The sequence below is a fragment of the Corynebacterium timonense genome (assembly GCF_900105305.1).
In the GTDB taxonomy this organism is placed as follows: Bacteria; Actinomycetota; Actinomycetes; order Mycobacteriales; family Mycobacteriaceae; genus Corynebacterium; species Corynebacterium timonense.
On the sequence record NZ_LT629765.1, the window covers coordinates 1,578,228 to 1,599,872 of the forward strand.

Sequence of the window (21,645 nt, forward strand, 5' to 3'; positions counted from 1 at the left end):
GGTTCCCGATGCTGTCCCAGCAAGCACTCAACAAAGCGATGATGGAAGCCGTGGAGTTCGTCCACGCCGAAGGGTGGGACGCCGGGCCGACCCTGTTCGCCCTCGTCCCCACCGAGCTGCTCGTCGACCAGGTCGACGAGCTTGAACGCGACGCCCCACTCACCCTCGTGGTGCAAGACATCCCCGACCACATCCTGCCGGGCTCGGAGGAACTCGCCGAGTACGTCGCCCGCCTCGCCTGGCCCCGCGACGTCGAGGGCGTCGTCCTCGCCCAAGAGATCATGTTCCGCGACGCCTCCGCACCGGAGAACGACCCGCCGCGGGCGGCACGCCTGTTTTCCGGGGTGCTGCGCGACGACGAGCTCGAGCTGACCCTGCTGCAGCTGCGCCCCACGGAGGAGGAGCTGGAGCACAAGGGTCCCTTCGCCCACGACGACATCGAGCTACGCGGCGGCCCCGGCGTCGCCCCGCACGTGCTTGCCGCCCTGCGCTACGGGCTCGACCAGGACCTCGACCAAGACGGCGACCAGGACCTCGACGGGGATGAACTCTAACGAGGATGAACTAAAGTAAACCCGGATTTGCTGCACACCCCAGCACAAGGAGACCAGAACGTGCACTGCCCCCTTCCTGCCCTCCGCCTCGCCGCCTGCGCGGTACTGCCCGCGCTTGTTCTTTCCGGCTGCTCGGACTCCCCCGACGAGGACGACGCTACCACCGTCACCAGCACACACGAGACGACAGTCTCCCCCTCCACCACGGCAACGGTGTCGACGCCGGCCACCTCGACGTCGGCAAGCGATGGCGACGACGAGCTCGTTGGCGAGATCGCGGAGCACTTTTCGACGCTCGCGCCGGCGTCGCTGTTCGAGCAGCTCGACACGTGCACCGAAACATCCGTGGACGGGTCGTTCGACTGCTCGGGCCCCGACATCGGCCAGTTCCAGTTCTTCGACTCGGAGGCGAAGGCGGCGTCGACGACGCAGCTACTGACGGAACTGCGCAGCTCGCGCATCGTCGAAGACAGCGGGGAGCGCATCGTGGGCTGGTCCACGCTGGGCACGTCGGCGATTATTACCGTCGTGGACACTGACAAAGGCCAGGTCATGCAGCAGCTGATCTCCACGGACCAGGAGGATCCTCGTCAGCGCATCGAGGAGCTCGGCCTCATCGATTCCGCCGAGCCGTCCTCGGAACCCGCCGAGCCCGCGGAACAGCCTGCGGAGGAGCCGGCCAGCTAACCCTCCGCCTGACAGGTGTCGACCTCACGCCCGGCATTGAAGTCCTCCATGGCCCGGATGGCGTCGTCAAGCGTGGCGACGCGCGCCACGGTCATCTCCCCGGCGTCGACGCTGCTCGCCTCCCCGCAGTTGCCCGCAGGCGCGAGGAAGAGCTCCGCCCCGTCGTTCTTCGACGCCTCGATCTTATGGACGATGCCGCCGATGGGGCCGACGGCGCCCGACTCGTCGATCGTGCCGGTGCCCGCCACGAACGCGCCGCCGTTGAGCGGGCCGGGTGTGAGCTTGTCGATGACCGCGAGCGAGAACATCATGCCCGCGCTCGGCCCGCCGATGTCCTGCAAGTTATAGGTCACGCTGATGTCGTCGGCGGGCGCCGAGGTCATGAGGATGCCCAGCTGCGGCACGGAGGGGTCCTCGGGACTTTCCCCAAGGCGCACCGTAAGTTCTTCCTCCGCGCCGTCGCGCGCCACGCTCACGGTGAGCTTGTCACCCGGGGACAACGCGCGCACCGCGTCGCGCACCTGGCCCGGCTCGCTGACCTCGGCGTCGTTCACCCGCGTGATCACGTCGCCGGAGTGGACCACCCCGTCGGCCGCGGAACCGTCGACCGTGTCGTGGACGACAACATTCGTGGGGCGCCCCAGGTAGTTCATCGCCGCGACGGTGGCGGAGGCCTCGGAGGCGACGAAAGCCTGCTGGTTCGCCTCGCGCACCTCCTCCTCGCTCGTGTGAGGCGGCACGACCTGCTCAAGGGGCACAATCGTGTCGCCGGCGCCGAGCCACCGACCGAGCGCCTGGGCGAGCGTCATGTTCGTGCGCACCGACACCGTCGTCATATTCAGGTTGCCCGCCGTCTCTTCGGTCGGGGCGCCTTCCACGTCGACGACCGGGGTGCCGTTGACCTCGCCGAGCGTGTTGAAGGTCGGGCCCGGGCCTTCAGCGGCGTACGGCACGGCCAGCGAAACGTCGGTGAAGGGGATGTGGTCGATGGACAGCGCCACCGCCAGCACCGCGACGGGGACCGCACCCCACGTCAGCGTCCGCCGACGCCGCGTCCGGTGCTCGACCTCAGTGCGCGCCTGGGTCTCGGCCTGAGCCCCGGCCTGGGTCACCCCCGCAGCGCCGACACCGGCCGCGGAGACGGGTTCGGACCCCTTCGTTTCGGAATTCACGGCTTCACACCTTACCTGGCCGCGGCGAGCGTTCGCCCACAGCGCCCGCCGCATCCCCACAGAGCCCACACCCTCCTAGGTAGGGTGGAGCGCATGAACAACGGATTCGGGTTTACCTTCCCCTTTAACGGCCGTGACGACGACGGCGACGGCGACGGCGACAAGCGCCGTGGCAGCGGCGATAACCCGTTCGGCGCGCACGGCGGCCAGGGCGCCAACCTGGGCGACCTGCTCAACCAGTTCGGCCAAATGCTCTCCGGCATGGGCACCTCCATGAACAACCGGGACGATAGCGAGGCCGTCAACTTCGACCTCGCCCTGCGCATGGCGCGCCAGCGCCTGGGCGACACCCCGTCCGTCCCCTCCACCGAAGAACGCGCTGTCGCCGAGTCACTGCAGCTCGTCGACCTGTGGCTCGACAACGCGACGACGCTGCCCGCGTCCGGCGCAAAGCCCGCCGCGTGGTCGCCCGCCGACTGGCTGGCCAGCACTATGCCGGCGTGGAAGAGGCTGGTCAACCCCGTCGCCGAGCACATGAACCGGGCACAGATCGAGGCCATGCCCGCCGAGGCGCGCGACATGCTCGGCCCCATGGCCGGAATCTTTAACCAGATGAACGCCATGAACTTCGGCATGCGCCTCGGCCACGCGCTCGGCGATCTCGCGCAGCAGGCCCTGACCGGCACCGACTTCGGCCTGCCCATTGCCCCCGCCGGCACGGCGGCCATCCTGCCGCGCGGCGCTCACGCGATGGCGAAGGAGCTAGCGCTGCCCGAGCAGGAGGTGCTCGTGTTCCTCGCCGCCCGCGAGGCGGCGCGCCAGCGTTTGTTCACGCACGTGCCGTGGCTCGTCGAAAGGATCGTCTCCTCCGTCGAAGAGTACGCGGCTGGTCTTGAGCTGGACACCTCCCACCTCGAGGAGATTGCGCGCTCACTCAACCTCGAGGGCGGGGACCCGCAGGAAATCCAGGCAAAGCTCAACGAGCTGCAGGGCCAGGACCTGTCCCCGCGCGTGACCTCGCGCAACGCGATCGCCACCTCGCGCCTGGAGACGCTGCTCGCCCTGGTCGAAGGCTGGGTCGACGTGGTCGTCGGCGAGGCCCTCGATGAGCGCATCCCCTCCGCCGCGCGCCTCGCCGAGGCGTGGGCCCGGCGCCGCGCCACCGGCGGCTCCGCCGAGCAGGCCTTCGCCAACGTCGTCGGCATCGCGCTGGGCGCCCCGAAAGTCCGCGAGGCCGCCGAGCTGTGGCGGCGGGCAGGCACGGCCGTCGGCGAATCGCGCCGCGACGCCGTCTGGGATCACCCGGACTTCCTACCCACCGCCGAGCACCTGGACAACCCCGCGGCGTTCATCGACACGCTCCTCGACGACGACCCCGACACCGACTTCGACGAAGAGCTGAGCAAGCTGGAAGAAGAGCTGCGCAACAACCCCGAGCTCAAGCGCCGCGACGGCGATGGCGAGGACGACGGCGGCCAGGACGGCACCGAACTCTAACTACTCGCCCCCGTAGCGCTCCCGTAACGCTGCAGCGCCTCCAGGTATCCCTTCGCCCTCTCGGCGCGCGGCGCCCGGTCCGCCCATTTCCAAAACTCCGCCGTATGCCCCGGGATAAAGGTGTGGGTGAGCTCGTGAACGATGACGGCGTCGAGGACGTAGCCGGGGGCGTCGCGAAGCCGGTCGCTGATGCGGATGTCCCCCGTCGCCGTCGTGCACGAACCCCACCGATGGTTCTGGTTGCCCACCCACCTGATCGAGCCGACGCGAGCGCGCCCGTCGAGGACCGTCGCGTTGAGCGTCTCGGCGCGGCGGGCGAGGTCGGCGTCGGAAAGCGGCGTGCTCTGTCGAGATCCCCGCAGCTTGCGCAGCATCTTCTGCACAACCTCGCGCTCTTCCCGCTCGCTCATCGCGGCCGGGATGCGCACCTCCGCGACCCCGTCGACCCACCTCGCCTGCGCCGTGCGGCGCCTGCGCTGCGAGCGGATAACGCGAACCGGGGGCATGGACTCGTCGGACTGCATGACACGCGAGTCTAACTGTGCTGCAATAGAGAGCGTCAGTTCGTCTCCGGGGGGGAGATCATCATGCGCGATTCGACGACGGTGCAGTTCGCGCCAGGCGCTACCGTGCTCCTGCGCGGGCCAGCAAGCATCCAGTTCGGCATCGACGCGACGCGCAGCGGGGTCATCGAGACACCCGTCGCCGCCGCGTTGGCCGACGTGCTGTCGTGCCTGCGCGTGCCCACCCGCCTCGACGCGCTCGCCGAACGCGCCCGCCGCGCCTGCGGGCTCAGCGAGAACGACACCCTCAGCCTCGTCGCGGAGCTCGTCTCCTACCGCGTCCTCCTCACCGGCACGCCTCGGCCCGTCGCACTCATCGGGCGCAGCCCGCTCGCCGCCGCGATCACCCCGCTGCTCGTCGCCGCCCGCATCCCCGTGCGCGCCCCGCTGCGCGGCGAGTCCCCCGAGCGATTCCTCGACAACTGCGACCCCACGATCCCCCTCGTCGTGGTCGACCAGCTGTCCGCCGCGACCATCTTCGCCCACGCCCTTCGCCGACACACCGGCCCCACGTTCGCAGCCTCGCTTATCGACGCCCGCACCTTCCTCGGCCCCCTCAAAACCGGCCACGGCGGGCCATGCCTGCATTGCACCCACCTGTACCACCACGATCGCGACGCCAACTGGGGGCGCGTTACCCGCCAGGCGCGCGCCAACCCAACCCCGCCCGACCCCCTCGTCGTCGCCGCCGGGGCCGCCGCTGCCGCCTGCATCATCCGGCGGCTCTGCGGGGCGCCCGACCCGCCCGGCGTATCGGCGCCCGCCCCAGAGCGCGGCACCTTCGTCGTCGTCGATCCCTTCGGCCCCGTGCCTTTCACCAGGGACGTCCTCGACCCGCACCCCTCCTGCCCCGTGTGTTACTAGGTATCCGGGTGTTTTCCGTGTGGCGTGTTGCCGACGCAAGGGTTGTGCGCGCTGGGTGTCGCTGCAGTCTCTCGGGGGCTGGTCGACTTCAACAGTTGCGGGGTTACGCGACCAGGCGTTTTGCGCGCGGGTTTTCCTTGAGGTCGACCAGGGGGCTGGGGCTAGTCGACCTCAACGGATTTGAGGTTCACGCCACCAGGCGTTTTGCGCGCGGCTTTTCCTTGAGGTCGACCAGGAGGTTGGGGCTAGTCGACCTCAACGGATTTGGGGCTCACGCCACCTGGGGTTTTGCGCGCGGCTTCTCCTTGAGGTCGACCAGGAGGTTGGGGCTAGTCGACCTCAACGGATTTGGGGCTCACGCCACCTGGGGTTTTGCGCGCGGCTTCTCCTTGAGGTCGACCAGGGCGCGCGGCGTAGTCGACCTCAACGCAACCCGGGTCACGCGACCTGGGGTTTTGCGCGCGGCTCCCCTTGAGGTCGACCAGGGGGCTGGGGCTAGTCGACCTCAACGCAACCCGGGGTCAGCGGAACTGCGCGATGGTTTCCAGCACGCCCTCGCCGAAGGTGCGCAACTTCATGGGGCCGACGCCGCTCACGTCCAGCAGCTCCTCTGGGGTCGCGGGCATCTGCTCGACGATGGCGAGCAGCGTCGCGTCCGAAAACACCATGTACGGGGGCACCGCCTCCTCGCGCGCGATGCCGAGGCGCCACTCCTTGAGCGCGAGGAAAGCATCCTCGTTGTACCCGGGTTCGCAGTGCACGTGCCTGCCCAGCGACTTTTCTGCAGGCGTGTCGAGCGGGTCGCCGCACACCCGGCAGACCTTGGCGCGCTTGAGGCGCTGCGGCGCCTTTTCCACCTCGAGCTCGGGCGCGATACCGTCGAGGAAACGCGAGCGGGAGCGAGACGCGCGACCCCCCTCCTGGCGGGCGAGTGACCACGACAGCCGCAGGTGCTGCCGTGCCCGGGTGACGCCGACGTAGAACAGACGGCGCTCCTCCTCGATCTGCTCGTCGCCGGCCTTGATCGCGTGGGAGATGGGCAGCGTATTTTCTACGAGGCCAACGAGGAAGACCGCGTCCCATTCGAGGCCTTTCGCGGCGTGGAGGCTGGCGAGTGTCACCCCGTCGACGGCGGGCGGCTGCTTCGCTTCGGCGCGTTGGCGGAGGGAGCGCAGGACGTCGACAAGCGTGGCGGCCTCGCCGCGCTGGACGATCTCCTCGACAAGGTCGACGAGCGCGCGCAAGGACTGCCAGCGCTCGCGCGCCTGGGCGCCTTCCGGTTCCGTGCGCGTCAAGCCGAGCGGAGCGAGCGCGGCGCGGGTGACCGCCACCGGGTCGTCCGGCAGGTCGTCGCGGCGTGCGGCGCCGACGAGCGCCGAGATGGACTCGCGGATCTCCGGGCGCTGGAAGAACCCTTCCCCGCCGCGGACCTGGTAGACGACGCCCGCGTCGGCGAGCGCCGATTCAAAGGCGGCGGACTGGGCGTTGATGCGGTAGAGCACGGCGATTTCCCGGGCGGGCACTCCGTCGTCGAGAAGCGAGCGAATCGCCGCGGCGACCTCCCGGGCCTCGGTCGGCTCGTCGCCGTACGAGGCGAACGTCGGCTCGGGTCCGGGCGGGCGCATGCCCTCCAGCTCGAGGCGGGTGCCCGCGACGCGGCCCGTGGCCTTGCCAATGACTTTGTTGGCCAGGTTCGTGATCTGCGGGGTCGAACGGTAGTCGCGCTGCAGCTTGACGACGGTCCCGTGGCGGTACGTCCGAGAGAAGTTGAGCAGGTAGTCCGGCGTCGCCCCGGTGAAGGAGTAGATCGTCTGGTTGGCGTCGCCGACGACGGTGAGGTCGTCGCGCTGCCCCAGCCAGCCCTCGAGCACCCGCTGCTGCAGGGGTGTGACGTCCTGGTACTCGTCGACGACGAAGCTCTGGTACTGGGAACGGAACTCCTCCGCGACGGCGGGGGCGTTCTCGAGCGCGCCGGCGACGTGGAGGAGCAGGTCGTCGAAGTCGAGCAGCATGCCCTCCGGGCTCGTCTTCGCCTCCTCGTACATGCGGTAGACGTCGGCGACCTTCGCGGCCTCGGCGGGTGGGGTGCGTTTCGTGCCTTCGACGCGCGCCGCGTAGTCCTCGGCGCCGATGACGGACGCCTTCGCCCATTCGATCTCACCGAGCAGATCGCGCACCATTTCTTTGCCGGAATCGAGACCGGCCGCGCGGGCGGCCCTGCCGACCAGGGGGAACTTGTTATCGATGAGCCGCCACGGCAGATCGCCCGCGATCTGCGGCCAGAAGTAGCGCAGCTGGCGCAACGCCGCGGCGTGGAAGGTGCGCGCCTGCACACCACCGATGCCCATGACGCGCAGGCGGTCGCGCATCTCACCGGCGGCGCGTTGCGTGAAGGTCACCGCCAACACCTTGTTCGGCGAGACCATGCCCTGGTCGATGAGGTGGGCGATGCGGTAGGTGATGGTCCTCGTCTTGCCCGTCCCGGCGCCGGCGAGGATGCACACCGGTCCGCGCGGTGCGGTGGCGGCGACGCGCTGGTCGTCGTCGAGAAGCGAAAGATCGATAGCCATGCGTGTGGTGCCTACTCCCCCTGGAAGATGGAGTCGGAATCGGAATCGGATGCAGAGTCGCGGCTGTGGCGCACGTAGAGCAAACGGTCCCCCGGCTCGACTGTTTCGGCCTCGGGCGAGTCGATGCGGTAGAGCTCCCCGGAGCGCACCACGCCGAGCACCACGTCCGCCAGGTGGCGGGGATTCGCGCCGACCTCGTCATCTCCGATGGGCCGCTCCGCCACAGCGAAGCCCTCGTCGGGGCTGAGCAGGTCCTCCATCATCGCCACGACCGGCGGGGTGACGGTGGCCAGGCCGAGCAGCCGGCCGGCCGTCTCGGAGGAAACGACGACGGAATCGGCCCCGGACTGCATGAGCAGGTGCTGGTTTTCGCTTTCGCGGACGCTGGCCACGATCGTCGCCGCCGGCGCCAGCTCGCGGACGGAGAGCGTGACCAGCACCGCCGTGTCGTCGGAGGAGGGGGCCACGACGACGGAGCGGGCCCGGCGCGCGCCGGCAATGTTGAGCACGTCCGACTTTGTGGCGTTGCCGTGGACGGTGACCAGCCCCCTCTTCTCGGCGTGGGAGAGGACGGCTGGATCCGAGTCAACGACGACGATGCTGGAGGGCGCGGCGCCGTCGGCAAGCAGCGCGTCGACGGCCGAGCGGCCCTTCGTGCCGTAGCCGATGATGATGGTGTGGTTGCGCAAGGTTCTCCTCCACTGCTGAATTTGGAGCGTTTTGCGGGAGTCTTCGGTGAGGACGGACAGGGTTGTGCCGACGAGCAGCATCAGGAAGGCGATGCGCAGCGGGGTGATGACCAGGATGTTCATCAGCCGCGCGCCCTGCGTCACCGGGGTGATGTCGCCGTACCCGGTCGTCGACAAAGACACCGCCGAGTAGTAGGTGGCGTCGATGAAGGTCAGTGGCTCGCTGTACCCGTTCTTGTCCAGGTAGACGGCGAGGGACACCGCGATGATGATGAGCGCCGCGTAGATGAAACGCCTGCTGATCAGAAGCCACGGCGAGGAGCGCGCCGAGGCGGGGATGCGGACGACGTCGAGCAGCGTGTGCACCGGCGTGTCTGCGAGGTGCGTGTCCCCTTGGAGCCTGTCGCGCCACGTCATGTGCGGCATTACGCTACCGAACCACTTCATCGGCGGTCCCCCTTACTTTTTAAGCACTGCTGTGGAACTCTAGCCCGTCCCGCGACGAATCCCGAAGCAACTGCTCCAGCTCCTCGCGGTCGGCCAACCCCTCCGGGGAGTAGTTTTCCCCGGTGCGCACGTAAAAGAACACCGCGCGCACCTCCCGGCCGTCCCCGGCGATGCGCCGCCAGGCCTCGCGGTAGACCGCGAGCTGCAGTTTCAGCGACTCCATCTCACCGGCCGTGGGTTTGGCCCCGGTCTTCCAGTCCACGACGGTCCACCCGTCGTCAGACTCGAACACCGCATCGATGCGCCCGCGTACCACCGACTCCCCGAGCGCGAGCTCAAAGGGGTACTCGACGTAGGTCGGGGTTACGTTCGCCCACTGGCTCCGCGCGAAGTTCCCCTTGAGCTGCTCAAGCGTGCGCGTATCGACGTCCGACTCCTCGCTCCCTGGCAACTCGTCCTCGCTGAGCAGGGGCCGCGCCCCGTAGAACTCCTCGACCCACTCGTGGAAGGCCGTGCCGCGCTTCGCGTAGGCGTTCGGCTTGAACGGCACTGGCCGCCGTGCCCGGCGCGCGAACTGCGCCGGGTCCGCTTTTAACGCCACGATGTCGGAGGCCGTGAGCTCTCCGGGGATGACCACTGGCACCTCGGGGCGGGAGTTCGCCTCGTGTTCCCTGATGAGGGCCTCGGTGTCGCGCTCCCACAGCGAGTACAGCTCCCCGCCTGCGAGCGGGGGGAGGTCAGCCCGGGCGGCGCGGACGTCCTGGGCCGCGCGCGCCTGGTTGGCGTCGACCGAGTAGTGCGGCCACACTCCCTCGGTGACGGGCGCCTCTGCGCCGCCGTCCTCGCCGTCCGGCGTCTCGCCCTCGTCCCACGCGGCGATGTTGACGTCCGCCACGAGCCCGCGGAGGGCGGCGAAGTGCTCGTAGGGGTCGCGTTCCTTGGCCGCCCCGGCGGTGCGCCGCGCGGCCGTGACGATGAGCTTGCGCTCGGTGCGGGTGAGCGCCACGTAGAACAGCCGCGCCGACTCCTCGGCGAGCTTCTCCCGCTCCGCTGTGATGTACGCCTTGGCAGTCTTTTCGAACTCGGAGCGGTTGTCCGCCTCGTCGAACGCCGTGAAGTCCTCGTCAGGGAGGTGCTTGATCTGGGTGAGGAAGGTTTCGGCTTTCGCGTCGTAGGTGGAGGAATCTGCGTGCACCACGGCCACGGTGTCCCATTCGAGGCCCTTGGCCTTATGGGCGGTCAGGATCTGCACTCGGTCGGTGCTGATCGGCACCGCCCCCGGTTCCAGCCCGTCCTCGTGTTGGCGCGCCAGCTCGAAGTAGTCGAGCAGAGACTCCAGGCTGGTGCCGGGGTAGGCGGCGACCTCGTGGAGGAGCCGGTCCAGGTGAACTGTGCCCGCGGCCGAGGCGCGGGCGAGCACCTCGGTCCGGATGCCGAAGGCGGAGATGATGTCCGCGAACACATCAGGCAGGCGTTTGCCCAGGCTGCGGGTGCGCAGCGCGCGCAGCGTCGAGGCGAGGGCGCGCAGCCTGTCCAGGCCGCGCGGCGAGTAGCGCTCGGGCTCCCCCAGGTCGGCGACCGCGTCGGTGAGCCCGGGGGGGCGGTCTCCCCCCGCCATGATCTCGTCGGCGTCCTCCACGAGGTGTGCGAGCTGGGCATGCAGGTGCTCGGTGGGGTCGTCGGAGCCGGATTCGTCCCCCGGTTCCTCGCCAGCGCTTCCGTGCAAGTTCGCGGCGCGGCGCGCGAGGGCGTCGAGGTCTTTCAGGCCCAGGCCAACAGCCGGCCCGGTGAGGATGCGCAACGCGGCGGCCGAGTCTGCGGGTCGCACGAGCATCGTGGCGATGGCGACGGTGTCGGCGACCTCGGGGATGTCGAGAAGCCCGGCGAGCCCGACCACCTCGTAGGGCACCCCGCGCTGCTCGAGCGCCTCCGCGACCTCGGCGGAGGTCGCGTTCTTGCGTACCAGCACAGCTGCGGAAAAGTCGTCCCCGGTGGCGCAACTGTGTTCGTACTGTTCGGCGAGGTTGTCCGCGACGAAGGCGATTTCCTCGTTGTCGTCGGCGAAGTAGCCGAGGGTGACGTCACCGGCCGCGGCGCCGTCGCGGGGCGCGAGCGGGGCGACCGCGCGGCTGGGGCCGGTACCGAGCAACGCGTCGGAGACGGTGTTCGCGAGGTCGAGCACCTCCTTCGGGTTGCGCCAGGACGTCGTCAGCTGCATCTTCGGCGCGGGCGCGCCGCCTGGCAGCGGAAAATCCTCCACGAAGGCGGCGAGGTTGGCGGCGGTCGCGCCGCGCCAGCCGTAAATCGCTTGCATGGGGTCGCCGACGGCCGTCACCGTCAGGGGGTGGGCGTGCTGCTCCGCGTCGCCGCGCCCCTCACCGAAGAGGCTGCGCAACAGGACGCGCTGGGCGTGGGAGGTGTCCTGGTACTCGTCGAGCATGACTACGCGGAAGCGGCGCCGCTGGGACTCGCCCACGCGGGAGTGGGCGCGGGCGAGGCGCGCGGCCACCGACATTTGCTCGTTAAAGGTGACCACGCCGCGCTCGCGCAGCCGCTGTTCCAGCGCCTCAACGAGGGGGAGAAAGTTCGCGCGTTTCTCCTGGGTGGAGCGCCACCCCTGCATGGTCGAGTTCAACGCGTCCTTTTGCCGCGGCCCCTTCGGAAGCTCCTCGGTTTCTTTGAGGAAGGTCTCCGCGTGTTCGCGCAGATCCGCAGGAGCGGCCAGCTCGTTGCCCATTGAGGACACCAGTGCAAGCAGGTGATCCACGGCCGTGGACGTGGACATGCTCGATCCCTCGGCGGCAAGGAGTTGCCCCGAGTAGTCGGTGACCACGTCGAGGGCGATGGCGTGCAGCTCCGCGGCGGTAATGAGCCTCGCGTCCGGCTCGACGGGGACCAAGAGCCCGTACTCGCGGACCAGCTCGCCGGCGTAGGAGTCGTAGGTGGAGACCGTCGGTGCGATGACGCTGAGCGCCTCGCCAAGCTTCCCGCTCGGGTCGAGGCGCCGCACGAGGTCCTGGTTCTCGGCGAGGGTGGCCAGGCGGTCTCTGATGCGCTTGCCCAGCTCTCGGGCGGCCTTTCGGGTGAAGGTCAGGCCGAGGATCTCCTCTGGGCGGGCGTACCCGTTGGCCACCAGCCACACGACGCGCGCCGCCATCGTTTCCGTTTTGCCGGCCCCGGCGCCGGCGACGACGAGGAGCGGACCGGGGGCTGCCCCGATGATGCGGGCCTGCTGGTCGGTGGGTGGGAACTTCTGCCCGAGGTAGCGCGAGAGCAGTACCGGGTCCATGTCCCCGTGGTGTGTGGTGTTAGGCATGGGTGATCACCTGTCCTTCGGGTTGCACGGGGCACAGAGCGCGCACCGCGCACCGCGTGCAGTGCTCGCCCGCGCGCGCGGTCAGTTCCGGACCGGTCATCTCGGCGGGAAGGGGGCTGATCTCGGCGACGAACTCGTCGAGCTCTTCGGGCGTTTTCCGCGCCTGTTCGCGCGTGGTGGGTTTCTTGGACGCTTTCTTCGGGTACAGCAGCACGGCTCCTCCGACCTCGAGCGGCGTGTCGCCCTCCGTGGCTGTCACCACGGCTCCCTCGCGCACCACACCCCGCGACAGCGCGAGCTGGTAGGCGTGCAGCTGCGCGTTCTCGCGCGTCGTCTCGGCGCTCGGGATCGACGACCCCGTCTTCAGGTCGACCACGTAGTAGGCGCCGCTGGGCTCGCGCTCCACACGGTCGACCCTGCCGACGATGCGCAGCTGCGGCGCGACCTCGACGTTCACGTCCGCCTCGACCGCCACCTGCTCGAAGGTGCCGCGGGTCGAGCGCAGCCACTCGTTGGCCCGGCCCAGCATCGCCTCGAACTCTTCGACGTCGCGCTGCGCCTTCCACGCCGGCGCGTCGTCCGCCTGCCGGCGGGCCTCCACCGCGGCGCGGCGAGCCACGACCTCGTCGACGCCGTTGCCCACGGCCTCGAAGTAGGCGTGCGCGATGGACCCCCACACCATGTTCAGCGAGGAGTCGAGCCCGACCATCCGCTCCAGGACCGATCTCATGGGGCACTGGAGAAGGCTTTCAATGCGCGAGGGCGACAGGCGGGAGCTCTGAGGCAGGGCCTCGCGTGTCGACGGCTCCGTCACCGTCCACCACTGCCCCGGGTCCGCCCCGGGCACGCCGGCCTCGGCCAGCCGGGCGAGCTGGCGGGCGGCCTGGCGCCGCGTCGCTTCGTCCGTGCCCTCGGCGGCGAGGGAACGGCGCAGCTCGGCAATCAGCTCGTCGTGCGCGAGCACGCGCAGCGTCGCTACCTGCCCCGGGTGCTGCCCCGCCTCTTCGCTCAGCGGGTAGTCGGCCGCGCTGTGGTCCTGCGCCTCGATCCCGTGCTCGGTGCAGAACTCGTCGACGAAGCGGGAGGGCTCGATAACCTCGTCGCCTTCGGCGACGTCCACCGCCGTCACGAGGACCTCGTCTGTCGCCCGGCTCGTGGCGAGCTGAAAAAGCCTGCGTTCTTCTTTCAGCCGCTCGGCCTTGTGGGTCACGGGCACGGCCGGGTCAACACCGTTGTCGATGAGGTCGACGAGGTCCTCTTGCCCGAAGATCGTGCCCGTCTCCCCCAGCGACGGCCAGGACTCCTCCTGCACCCCGGCTACGATGACGCGGCGGAACTCACGCCCCGCCACGCCATGCGCGGTGAGCAGGGCAACGGCGTCGGGAGTGGCGGTGCGCCGATCGCGCACGCCGGTGGGCAGGACCTGCTCGAGGGTATAGGTGACAAAGCTGTCGACGCCTGCGGAGGCACGCCGCTCGGTGAAGTCCCCCGCTGCGTCAAAAAGCGCCATCACGGCGTCGAGGTCGCGGTCGGCCTGAGACCCGCCAGCCCCGCCGCGCAGGGCTTCGGCGAGGAGTCTGTTGGACAAGCCCGTGGCGTTCCACACCGCCCACAGCACCTCCTCGACAGTGCCCCCCTCCTCCTGGGCGGCGCGTCCGGCGTCGAGGATGCCGCGTGTGTGGGTGAGAATGTCCAGCTCCCGGTCGGTGAGCATCTCCCCGAAGTCCGGCAGCGCCGAGCGGCTGACCAGGATCTCGCGCAGCGTCTCCTCGGCGCGGCGGCCCGGCTCCCAGCGGCGCAGCCCGCGCAGGAGGCGGCGCAGCGTGACGGGGTCGGTGCCGCCGACGGGGCCCAACAAGAGCTCGCGCCATTCCGAGGCCGCCAGCTCCTCGTTGAGGGCGCGCAGGCCGAGCAGGAGCGAGGCGACGATGCGCTGCTCGCTGAGGACGACGTCCGTCGGGTTGAGCGCCGCCGGGACGCCGGCCTGCACGAGCGCGCGGCGCACGGGCTCGAGCATTCCCGTCGACCGCACCACCACCGCCATCTCGCGGTACGGCACGTTGTCCTCCAAGTTGGCCCGACGCAGCCGATCGACGAGGACGGCGTTCTGGGTGGCCGACGAGTCGACGCGCACAGCGTGGCGGGCGGGGGCGCGCCGCGTCTCTCCGAGGCCGATGACCTGGTGGTCCAGCCCGCCGAGCGTGCGCAGGAAGTCTGGCGAGGCGCCGCGAAAACGGAACACGCTCTGTTCCTCGTCGCCGGCGACAATACCGAGGTGCGCCGATTCCACCAGGCGGCGCGCCAGCTCCGCGGCCGCCGGGTCGAGGTGCTGCGCATCATCGACGAGCACCGTGTGCCACGGGCTTGTCCAGGGCACTCGCAGCGCCTCCGACACCAGCTCCGAGGCCGAGAGGTTGCGCGCCCCCGACAGCGCCATCACCTGCTGGTATTCGCGGAGGAAGTCGGCGGCCGCCGACCAGATGGGCCGACGATGGATGCGCCCGAGCTCCGCGAGCTCCTCCGGGCCGAGGCGCCGCTCGACGGCGCGGAGCAGGAAGTCGCGCAGCTGGCGGGCGAAGCCGACGAGGCCGAGGGCGGGGCGCAGCTCTGCCGGCCACGTCCCGCGCCCGTCCTCGGCGTGGCCTTGGAGCAGCTGCCGAAAGACCGCGTCCTGCTCCGCGCCGGAGATGAGCCGGATCTGCTCGCTGGCCTGCTGGCGCACTAAGGCGAAGGCGAGCGAGTGGATGGAGCGCACAAGTGGCGCATCGGCGACGAAGCCGGAGCCGGTCAGAAGGTCCGACAGCTGCGTGCGCAGCCGCGACGCGGATTCCTTGGAGGCGGTGAGCAGGACAACTCCGCTGGGGTCTGCCCCCTCCTTGATGGTGCGCACCGCGGTGTCGACCAAGAAGCTGGACACGCCCGATCCTGCCTCCCCCGTCACCTTCCACGTTCCGCGGCGGGGAATGTCGATGCCCCACTCCCGCGTGACCGTGGCGCGCGGGCGCGGGACCAAGAACGCTGTCGGCGTGACGGGGACGGGAGCCGTTGATTCCATGCCCGTTATTGTGTCAGCCTAGGCCGACACGAGTAGCGTGCGCACCCGCTCAATTTCCGAACGCATGTTCGAATGTGCCGCTGTGGCCAGAATTTCCCGGTACTCGACGGCTCGGAGCGCCAGTTCCGGAAGGTGCGCAATATGCGCCCAGCGGGAGACGACGTTGTCGTCGACGGAGCGGGTCAGGAGGCCGTCAACAAGCACGAGCGCGGCCGTATAGCCCGCAGGGCGGGGCTCGGCGGTGGGCACGATGTCAGTCAGCAGCGGCGGCAGCGACCCGGAGAAGGCGCAGCTGAAAAGGAAGTCCGCGTGCGCAACGCACGTCGGGCCGGGCACCTCGACGTCGCGCCAGGCCGCCCGATCGGCGTCCGCGAAACGGTCGGTGCGCTGGACCGTCGGCCCCGCCACCTCGCGCATCGCCTCCTCGTAGGACAGCGCCGCGGCGATCGCCTCGTCCACGCGGGACACCACCTCCCCCTCGGCGTACTCGCTCGCCTTGAAGCCACCGACAACGAATCGCCCGTCCGTCGCGCGGACCGGGCGGGCCACCCGCATGCCGTCGATGGCGAGCCGCTCGCGGACCTTCGCTGCCCACGCCGCCGTCGGCGCGGCGGTGGAGACAACAACGCGCCCGAAGCGCGCCCCGTTGTCCCAGACGGGGCCGGCGGGGACGACAGACGACGCAGGGGTGTCGTCCACCTGAAAAGCCGCGAGAACGTGCTTGGGTATGTCCACTTCGGATAAATCCACGGTGTGCGAGCCTACAAAACCGGGGGCCGAGGGTAGGGCCACGGGTTGGCGAGGCAGGTCTCAGGGCTGTCCGGGTAAACCTCCTCCGGATCGAGGGCAAACAGCTCGGCGTTGTTCGTGCTCAGCGTCTGCTGCATCATGACGGGCGCGAGCTCGCCGTCGGCCGGGCAGGGCTCGTGGTCGGCAAAGCCGATGGCGTGGCCGACCTCGTGGTTAATCAGGTACTGGCGGTAGCGCCCCAGGTCGCCCTCGAAGGGGCGCGCCCCCCGCACCCACCGGGACTCGTTGAGCACCACCGTGTCTTCGCCCGTAATCTTCGTGCGGCAGCTGACCTCCATCGTCAGATCCCCGCCGCACCGTTCGGCAGTGGTGCCCACGGAGGTCAGCTGGATGCGCAGGGACGGGTTGTCGGCCGCGCTTACCCGCTCGAATCGGAAGCGAGGGTCGTTGGTCCAGCCTCGGGGGTCGGCAAAGGTGGCGTCGATAAGCGTGGCGAAGGCGTCGTCACCGCCGTAGGTGGTGGTGTCCACCCCGTTTTCGATCTCGACGACGTAGCGCACCACCAGCTCCTCGCCCTGACCGACGGCGGCGCCCGGCGCGCCCACCTCGCGGTAGGTCCCGTCGCCCTGCTCGGTGAACGGCCCACCCGGAGGAAGCTCGTCGATGGCGGGGTCGGATTCCGGAAGGTCAATCATGGTCCGCTCCGCTTGCCCCTCGTGGCTGTGCCCGTGCGCGTCCTGCTCCTGCGTTGCCGCGGGAGGCGCGGCGACCGCGCTATCCCCGGGGTTTTGCACCATGTTGACGAGCACGAGGACCGTCACCACGGCGAGCACCGGGATGGCGTAGGCGCGCCAGCCGTACTCCCGAGCGAAGCGCACGAGGAAAGGCTCGCTCTGGCCGGATTCGGGCACGTGGCGTGGGGTCATGGGGACCTAATCTAGCCGGGCGCTAGGAGGCGAAGCCAACCGTGTGCGAGGTGGCGTTGCCGACCTCCACGTACGAGATGCGCTCGGTGCGGATAATGAAGCTCCGGCCGCGGTCGTCCGTGAGGGTGAGGGTGGGTTCCCCGCCTTCGATGGCGCGGGTGATGCGGCTCAGGAGGTCTTCCTGGTCGCCCGTGGTCGTAATCACAAGCTCGCGGGGGCTTTCGGCGAGGCCAATCTTGATGTCCATAGGTGCGAAATCACTGTCCTTCTGCTTATGCCCTGAACGGATCAGGATCTGATCTGGGTCTGATCTGGGCGCGTGTAAAACCGCTTTTCACCGCGGTGTGCCCATTGTAACGACCTCCCGATAGGATACCTGGTGTGCCCTACCCAGCCGATCGTCCAACACCCCCCGGCCCCGAGGCCACCTTCGCGCTGCTCGGCGTTGCCGCCGAGATTGTCGACGCCCTCGCCGCTCGCGGCATCACGGCCCCTTTTTCCATCCAAGAGCTGGCGATCCCCCTCGCCCTCGAGGGCCGAGACCTGATCGGCCAGGCCCGCACCGGCATGGGCAAGACGTACGCCTTCGGGGTGCCGCTCATCGACCGCGTCTTCGACGACGCTGGCATCGCCGAGCTCGACGGCACCCCCCGCGCGCTCGTGATCGTGCCCACCCGCGAGCTCGCGGCCCAGGTCACCGAGGACCTCGCCGCGGCAGCGGAAGGCACGCCGGTGCGCGTGACGACGATTTACGGCGGGCGCCCCTACGAGGAGCAGATCGCCTCCCTGCGCGCGGGGGTCGACGTGGTGGTGGGAACACCCGGCCGTCTGATCGACCTCGCCGAGCGCGGCGACCTCGTGCTAGACAGCGTCGCCATCCTCGTACTTGACGAGGCCGACGAGATGCTCGATATGGGCTTTTTGCCCGACATCGACACGCTGTGGTCCTCGCTGAGCTCGCCCCTCCAGGCGATGCTGTTTTCGGCGACGATGCCGGGGCAGATCCTTGCCCTCGCGCGCTCACTAATGAACCGCCCCGTGCACATCCGCGCCGAGTCGGGCGACGCCGCGCCCACCCACACCACGACCCGCCAGGTGGTCTTCTACTCGCACCGCATGGATAAGCCCGAGGTCACCGCCCGCATTTTGCAGGCGGCAGGGCGCGGCAGGACCATCGTCTTTGCCCGCACGAAGCGCACCGCCGCGGACGTCGCCGCGGACCTTGCCTCCCGCGGCTTCCCTGTCGGTGCTGTGCACGGCGACATGAACCAGGAGGCCCGGGAACGCTCGCTCGCGGCGTTTCGCAGCGGCGAGGCCGAGATCCTCGTGGCCACCGACGTCGCGGCCCGCGGCATCGACGTCGACGACGTGACCCACGTGATCAACTACCAGACCCCCGACGACCCGATGACGTACGTCCACCGCATCGGCCGCACCGGCCGGGCGCACAACTCGGGCATCGCGGTCACCCTCGTCGGGTTCGACGAGGCCCGCAAGTGGGAGGCCATCGACAGCGAGCTCGGCCTGAACATGGGCGAGCTGCCCTCGTGGTTTTCCACCTCGCCCGAGCTTTTCGAGGCCCTCGACATCCCCGCCGACGCCGGCCCCTCCGTCGGCCCCGCCCGGCAGGTTCCACAATCACAGGTGCCTAAGTCACAGGTGCCGAAGTCTCAGGCGCCGAAGGATCGCAGGGCCCAGCCCGGCCCCGCCGCCCAGCAGAACGGCGCCCCCCGCTCCCGCAGGCGGCGCCGCCGATGAACACGCCGCTTCGCCGCACCCGGGCCGACCTCGTCGCCACCGGCGCCATCGCCGCGCTCAGCGCCGTGGCCGTCGCCGCCGCGGTGGTCACGGCCCCGATCCGCGACGCCGACCTCGCCCCGGCGGCCCAGGAACTCACCAGCCCGGGCGAGCTCTCTTCCGTCCCGGCCACACTGACCGAGAGCTTCCGGCGTGTCGACGACTCCCCCAACGCCCGCCCGCTCGTCGCTGAGGGGCTCATCATCACCCACGCGGACGCCACCCTGACCGCGACGACGCCCGAGGGCGAGACCGCCTGGACGTACACGCGCGACGCCGAACTGTGCTCGCTCGCCGAGGCGTGGGGAAAAGTCGTCGCCACCTACCGGGGCCCGGCCGGCTGCGGCGACGTTGTCGCCATCGCCGCGTTGACCGGCCAGTACGCGGGCACGCGCTCCGCGCCCGCCCCCGACCACGTGAGCGGGATCTCCTCTAACGACAGGGTAGGGTACACGTCGCCTTCCCGGACCGAGCTGTGGCGCTCGGACCTCGTGCGCACCGTCGAGTACGGCGCCGTCGAGGCGCCGCAGGAATCGGGCATGCAGCCGCACCAGTGCACCCAGACCTCGGCGTTGACCCGCACCGAATTCCTCGCGGTCACCGAAGAATGCGGGGACGGCACCTACCTGCGGCTGCAGGCAGCGACGCCCGAGGACGCCCGCGCGCCGGAGATCGCCGCGGACGTCACCCTGCCGGCCGGCTCCTACCTCGTCGCCGTGGGGCAGCACTCCGCCGCGGTCTACGACCCGACCACGTCCCGGGTGACCAGCTACAACGACGCCGGCGAACAGCTGTGGTCCGGCCCCGCCCCTGTCCTCGCCGACAACGAGGGGCCGTTGCGCGAGGACGCCACCGGGGATCTGCCCCACCACATGACCTACTCCGACGGCACGCAGCTGCTCTTCTTCGACCCCGCCGACCTCCGGTTGAGCGGCACCTTCGACGGCGCGCTTGGCACCGGCGTGGCCGCCGGGGATCGCCTCCTTGTGGCCACGGACGGAGGCATCGCCGTGGTCGACTGGGACTCCGCGACGGCCGAACGCATCATTCCCGTCGATCGCGCAGAGTTCACCGGCCCCGTCTCGGTTGCCTCGGCGGGCGCTGGGGTCGTCGAAAAGCGGGGCTCGGAGGTCGTCTACCTCGCCGCGAACTAACGCCCGCCAGTGCCAGTGCCTGTCTTGTCCGCGTAGACCCGCCGGAGGTGCTCCCCCGAGGCCGGGTGGAACACGCCGATGATGGCGAGCAACGCGGACAGAAGCGTCGCTAGGCCGAGCGCCCACGCGCCGCCGCTGAACATGTAGAAGGCGACGCCGACGAGGATGGCCTCCAGAAGCACGATCGCGCCGGTACCGGAAGTGGTGCCCCGGATCAGGCGCACCGCGCACCAGGCGACGAAGCCGAAGATGAGAATGATGAACACCGCGGTGCCGATGCCGACGTACTCCGCGGCGGCGGACTCGGAGGTCAGGCTGTCGTCGCTTGTTCCGCTCAGGTTGGCCACGACGAGCCAGATCGCGTAGCCGTACGCCACGACGCACTGCAGCAGCACCACTACCGAGCCGAAGCGCAGGGGCGCGGGCACCGCGCGGGCGCCTTGTCGCGGGGGCGGGTTGTCCGGAAAGTCCGCGTTGGTGTTTGTCTTCTCACTCACGGCGTTAGTGTATCGCTCCGGCACCCGTACCCGCGGGTCGTGCCACCGCTGCCCGGCTCAGCACGGGCGCGGCGCTCGCCGCGACAGCAGACCCCGGACAGCGGGCCCCGAACAGTGGTCCCGGGCAAGGTAAACACCGGGCGACGCGGGCACTGGCTGCACCCCTCACACGGCGGGGGCGCCTTTGGGGCGATTTGCCATGGAGGCCGCGGTCGTATTTGACAGCAAAAGTTCATCTCCGCTGACAGAGGGCATTTTGTCGCTGGCAACCGCCTGCACTCGACGTCCACCACCCCGCCGTGCCCCGACTTCCACGCGTCCCACTCGTATGATATGCGTCACTTTTTGGCGTTTACCTCTAGCGCGCTCGCCGTTCACGTGCCATCATTCTCGGGTAGCAAAAACAAAGACCTGGTTGCCCAGGTCTGAACACTCGGCCGATGCCGGGTGAACTCCAGGAAAACGAACGTCGGCCCCCGAACCCGGGAGTGCTCGCGAAAACCTGGACGCGCCGCCCGCACTTCATCACGACACACCATCGGGATTGGTGTGCAGCACGCGCGAAAGCGACTCGACCACACAGACAAAGGAGATTTCACCATGGATTGGCGCCACGAAGCAATGTGCCGCGACGAAGACCCCGAGCTTTTCTTCCCCGTTGGTAACTCCGGCCCAGCCCTCGCGCAAATCGCGCAGGCCAAGCTGGTGTGCAACCGCTGCCCCGTCACCTCCCAGTGCCTCAAGTGGGCCCTAGAGACCGGCCAGGACGCCGGCGTGTGGGGTGGCCTCTCCGAGGAAGAGCGCCGCGCCCTCAAGCGCCGCAACAAGCAGCGCGCCCGCCAGCGCCTCAGCGCCTAAGGCACGCCCCCGATTTCCTGGCCCGTGGACGGGAGCTATAAAGTAAAATTCCTGTTCACCGTCAACCGGCTCACCAGCGCACAGGGGACTGTGCACTGTGCCACAACGTAAGGAGGCCCCCGATGAGCAAGCGTGGTCGCAAGCGCAAGGATCGCCGCAAGAAGAGCGCTAACCGCGGTAAGCGCCCCAACGCGTAAGCGCGTCGCCGCAGAAGCACGACACCCCTGCCTAGGCCGCACGGCCCGGCAG

At 69.6% G+C, this 21,645-nt stretch carries 18 protein-coding genes; 8 read left to right on the forward strand and 10 right to left on the reverse strand.

Annotated features, from left to right (window positions below):
- Positions 1-8 precede the first annotated feature (8 nt).
- Both BLT81_RS07465 and BLT81_RS07470 read left to right on the forward strand, forming a co-directional pair.
- Positions 9-554, forward strand: a complete 546-nt coding sequence (locus tag BLT81_RS07465; protein WP_019194467.1) for a PPA1309 family protein — start codon at positions 9-11, stop codon at positions 552-554.
- A 60-nt stretch (positions 555-614) separates the two neighbouring features.
- Positions 615-1,241 (forward strand): hypothetical protein, encoded by a 627-nt coding sequence (locus BLT81_RS07470; RefSeq protein ID WP_019194466.1) that lies wholly within the window; start codon positions 615-617, stop codon positions 1,239-1,241.
- Here the strand turns inward: BLT81_RS07470 and BLT81_RS07475 are convergent.
- The gene (locus BLT81_RS07475) at positions 1,238-2,278 is read right to left on the reverse strand and encodes a YlbL family protein (RefSeq protein WP_040421530.1); all 1,041 of its coding nucleotides are present in this window, start codon (positions 2,276-2,278) and stop codon (positions 1,238-1,240) included. The genes BLT81_RS07470 and BLT81_RS07475 overlap by 4 nt on opposite strands.
- 228 nt (positions 2,279-2,506) lie before the next feature.
- Between BLT81_RS07475 and BLT81_RS07480 the strand changes: the two genes are divergently transcribed.
- A complete protein-coding gene (locus BLT81_RS07480) occupies positions 2,507-3,910 on the forward strand; it encodes a zinc-dependent metalloprotease (protein WP_019194464.1) in 1,404 nt (467 codons plus the stop codon).
- Here BLT81_RS07480 and BLT81_RS07485 read toward each other — a convergent pair.
- Positions 3,907-4,416, reverse strand: coding sequence for a M48 metallopeptidase family protein (locus BLT81_RS07485; protein WP_040421528.1), 510 nt, complete (start codon positions 4,414-4,416; stop codon positions 3,907-3,909). The genes BLT81_RS07480 and BLT81_RS07485 overlap by 4 nt on opposite strands.
- Positions 4,417-4,497: 81 nt before the next feature.
- On the opposite strand from BLT81_RS07485, the gene BLT81_RS07490 reads away from it, so the two are divergent.
- Positions 4,498-5,337: a hypothetical protein gene (locus tag BLT81_RS07490; protein WP_019194462.1), complete on the forward strand. Its 840-nt coding sequence runs from the start codon at positions 4,498-4,500 to the stop codon at positions 5,335-5,337.
- Positions 5,338-5,858: 521 nt separating this feature from the next.
- Here the strand turns inward: BLT81_RS07490 and BLT81_RS07495 are convergent.
- The 7 genes from BLT81_RS07495 to BLT81_RS07525 are packed head-to-tail and all read right to left on the reverse strand — an operon-like array spanning position 5,859 to position 17,337.
- On the reverse strand, positions 5,859-7,907 hold the full coding sequence (locus BLT81_RS07495) for an ATP-dependent DNA helicase UvrD2 (RefSeq protein WP_019194461.1): 2,049 nt from the start codon (positions 7,905-7,907) through the stop codon (positions 5,859-5,861).
- A gap of 11 nt (positions 7,908-7,918) precedes the next feature.
- Positions 7,919-9,013, reverse strand: coding sequence for a potassium channel family protein (locus BLT81_RS07500; protein WP_231908932.1), 1,095 nt, complete (start codon positions 9,011-9,013; stop codon positions 7,919-7,921).
- A gap of 49 nt (positions 9,014-9,062) precedes the next feature.
- On the reverse strand, positions 9,063-12,359 hold the full coding sequence (locus BLT81_RS07505) for an ATP-dependent helicase (RefSeq protein ID WP_019194459.1): 3,297 nt from the start codon (positions 12,357-12,359) through the stop codon (positions 9,063-9,065).
- Positions 12,352-15,414, reverse strand: a complete 3,063-nt coding sequence (locus BLT81_RS07510) for an ATP-dependent DNA helicase (protein ID WP_019194458.1) — start codon at positions 15,412-15,414, stop codon at positions 12,352-12,354. Before BLT81_RS07510 ends, BLT81_RS07505 begins: the two co-directional genes overlap by 8 nt.
- A gap of 18 nt (positions 15,415-15,432) precedes the next feature.
- The gene (locus BLT81_RS07515) at positions 15,433-16,164 is read right to left on the reverse strand and encodes a hypothetical protein (protein ID WP_231286642.1); all 732 of its coding nucleotides are present in this window, start codon (positions 16,162-16,164) and stop codon (positions 15,433-15,435) included.
- A gap of 11 nt (positions 16,165-16,175) precedes the next feature.
- Positions 16,176-17,090: a DUF3152 domain-containing protein gene (locus BLT81_RS07520; protein WP_019194456.1), complete on the reverse strand. Its 915-nt coding sequence runs from the start codon at positions 17,088-17,090 to the stop codon at positions 16,176-16,178.
- Between the two features lie 22 nt (positions 17,091-17,112).
- Positions 17,113-17,337 carry a DUF3107 domain-containing protein gene (locus BLT81_RS07525; RefSeq protein ID WP_019194455.1) on the reverse strand — a complete coding sequence of 75 codons (225 nt, stop codon included), beginning with the start codon at positions 17,335-17,337 and terminating at the stop codon, positions 17,113-17,115.
- A 134-nt stretch (positions 17,338-17,471) separates the two neighbouring features.
- Here BLT81_RS07525 and BLT81_RS07530 point away from each other — a divergent pair, with 134 nt between their 5' ends.
- Positions 17,472-18,848, forward strand: coding sequence for a DEAD/DEAH box helicase (locus tag BLT81_RS07530; RefSeq protein ID WP_019194454.1), 1,377 nt, complete (start codon positions 17,472-17,474; stop codon positions 18,846-18,848).
- A complete protein-coding gene (locus BLT81_RS07535) occupies positions 18,845-20,041 on the forward strand; it encodes an Rv3212 family protein (protein WP_019194453.1) in 1,197 nt (398 codons plus the stop codon). The genes BLT81_RS07530 and BLT81_RS07535 overlap by 4 nt, the downstream gene beginning before the upstream one ends.
- Here the strand turns inward: BLT81_RS07535 and BLT81_RS07540 are convergent.
- Positions 20,038-20,538: a hypothetical protein gene (locus tag BLT81_RS07540; protein ID WP_231286641.1), complete on the reverse strand. Its 501-nt coding sequence runs from the start codon at positions 20,536-20,538 to the stop codon at positions 20,038-20,040. The genes BLT81_RS07535 and BLT81_RS07540 overlap by 4 nt on opposite strands.
- Before the next feature lie 600 nt (positions 20,539-21,138).
- Between BLT81_RS07540 and BLT81_RS07545 the strand changes: the two genes are divergently transcribed.
- Together BLT81_RS07545 and BLT81_RS13360 are read left to right on the forward strand one after the other, a co-directional pair.
- Positions 21,139-21,396, forward strand: coding sequence for a WhiB family transcriptional regulator (locus BLT81_RS07545; RefSeq protein ID WP_019194451.1), 258 nt, complete (start codon positions 21,139-21,141; stop codon positions 21,394-21,396).
- A 122-nt stretch (positions 21,397-21,518) separates the two neighbouring features.
- Positions 21,519-21,593, forward strand: a complete 75-nt coding sequence (locus tag BLT81_RS13360) for a 50S ribosomal protein bL37 (protein ID WP_100227335.1) — start codon at positions 21,519-21,521, stop codon at positions 21,591-21,593.
- The last annotated feature ends 52 nt before the right edge of the window (positions 21,594-21,645 follow it).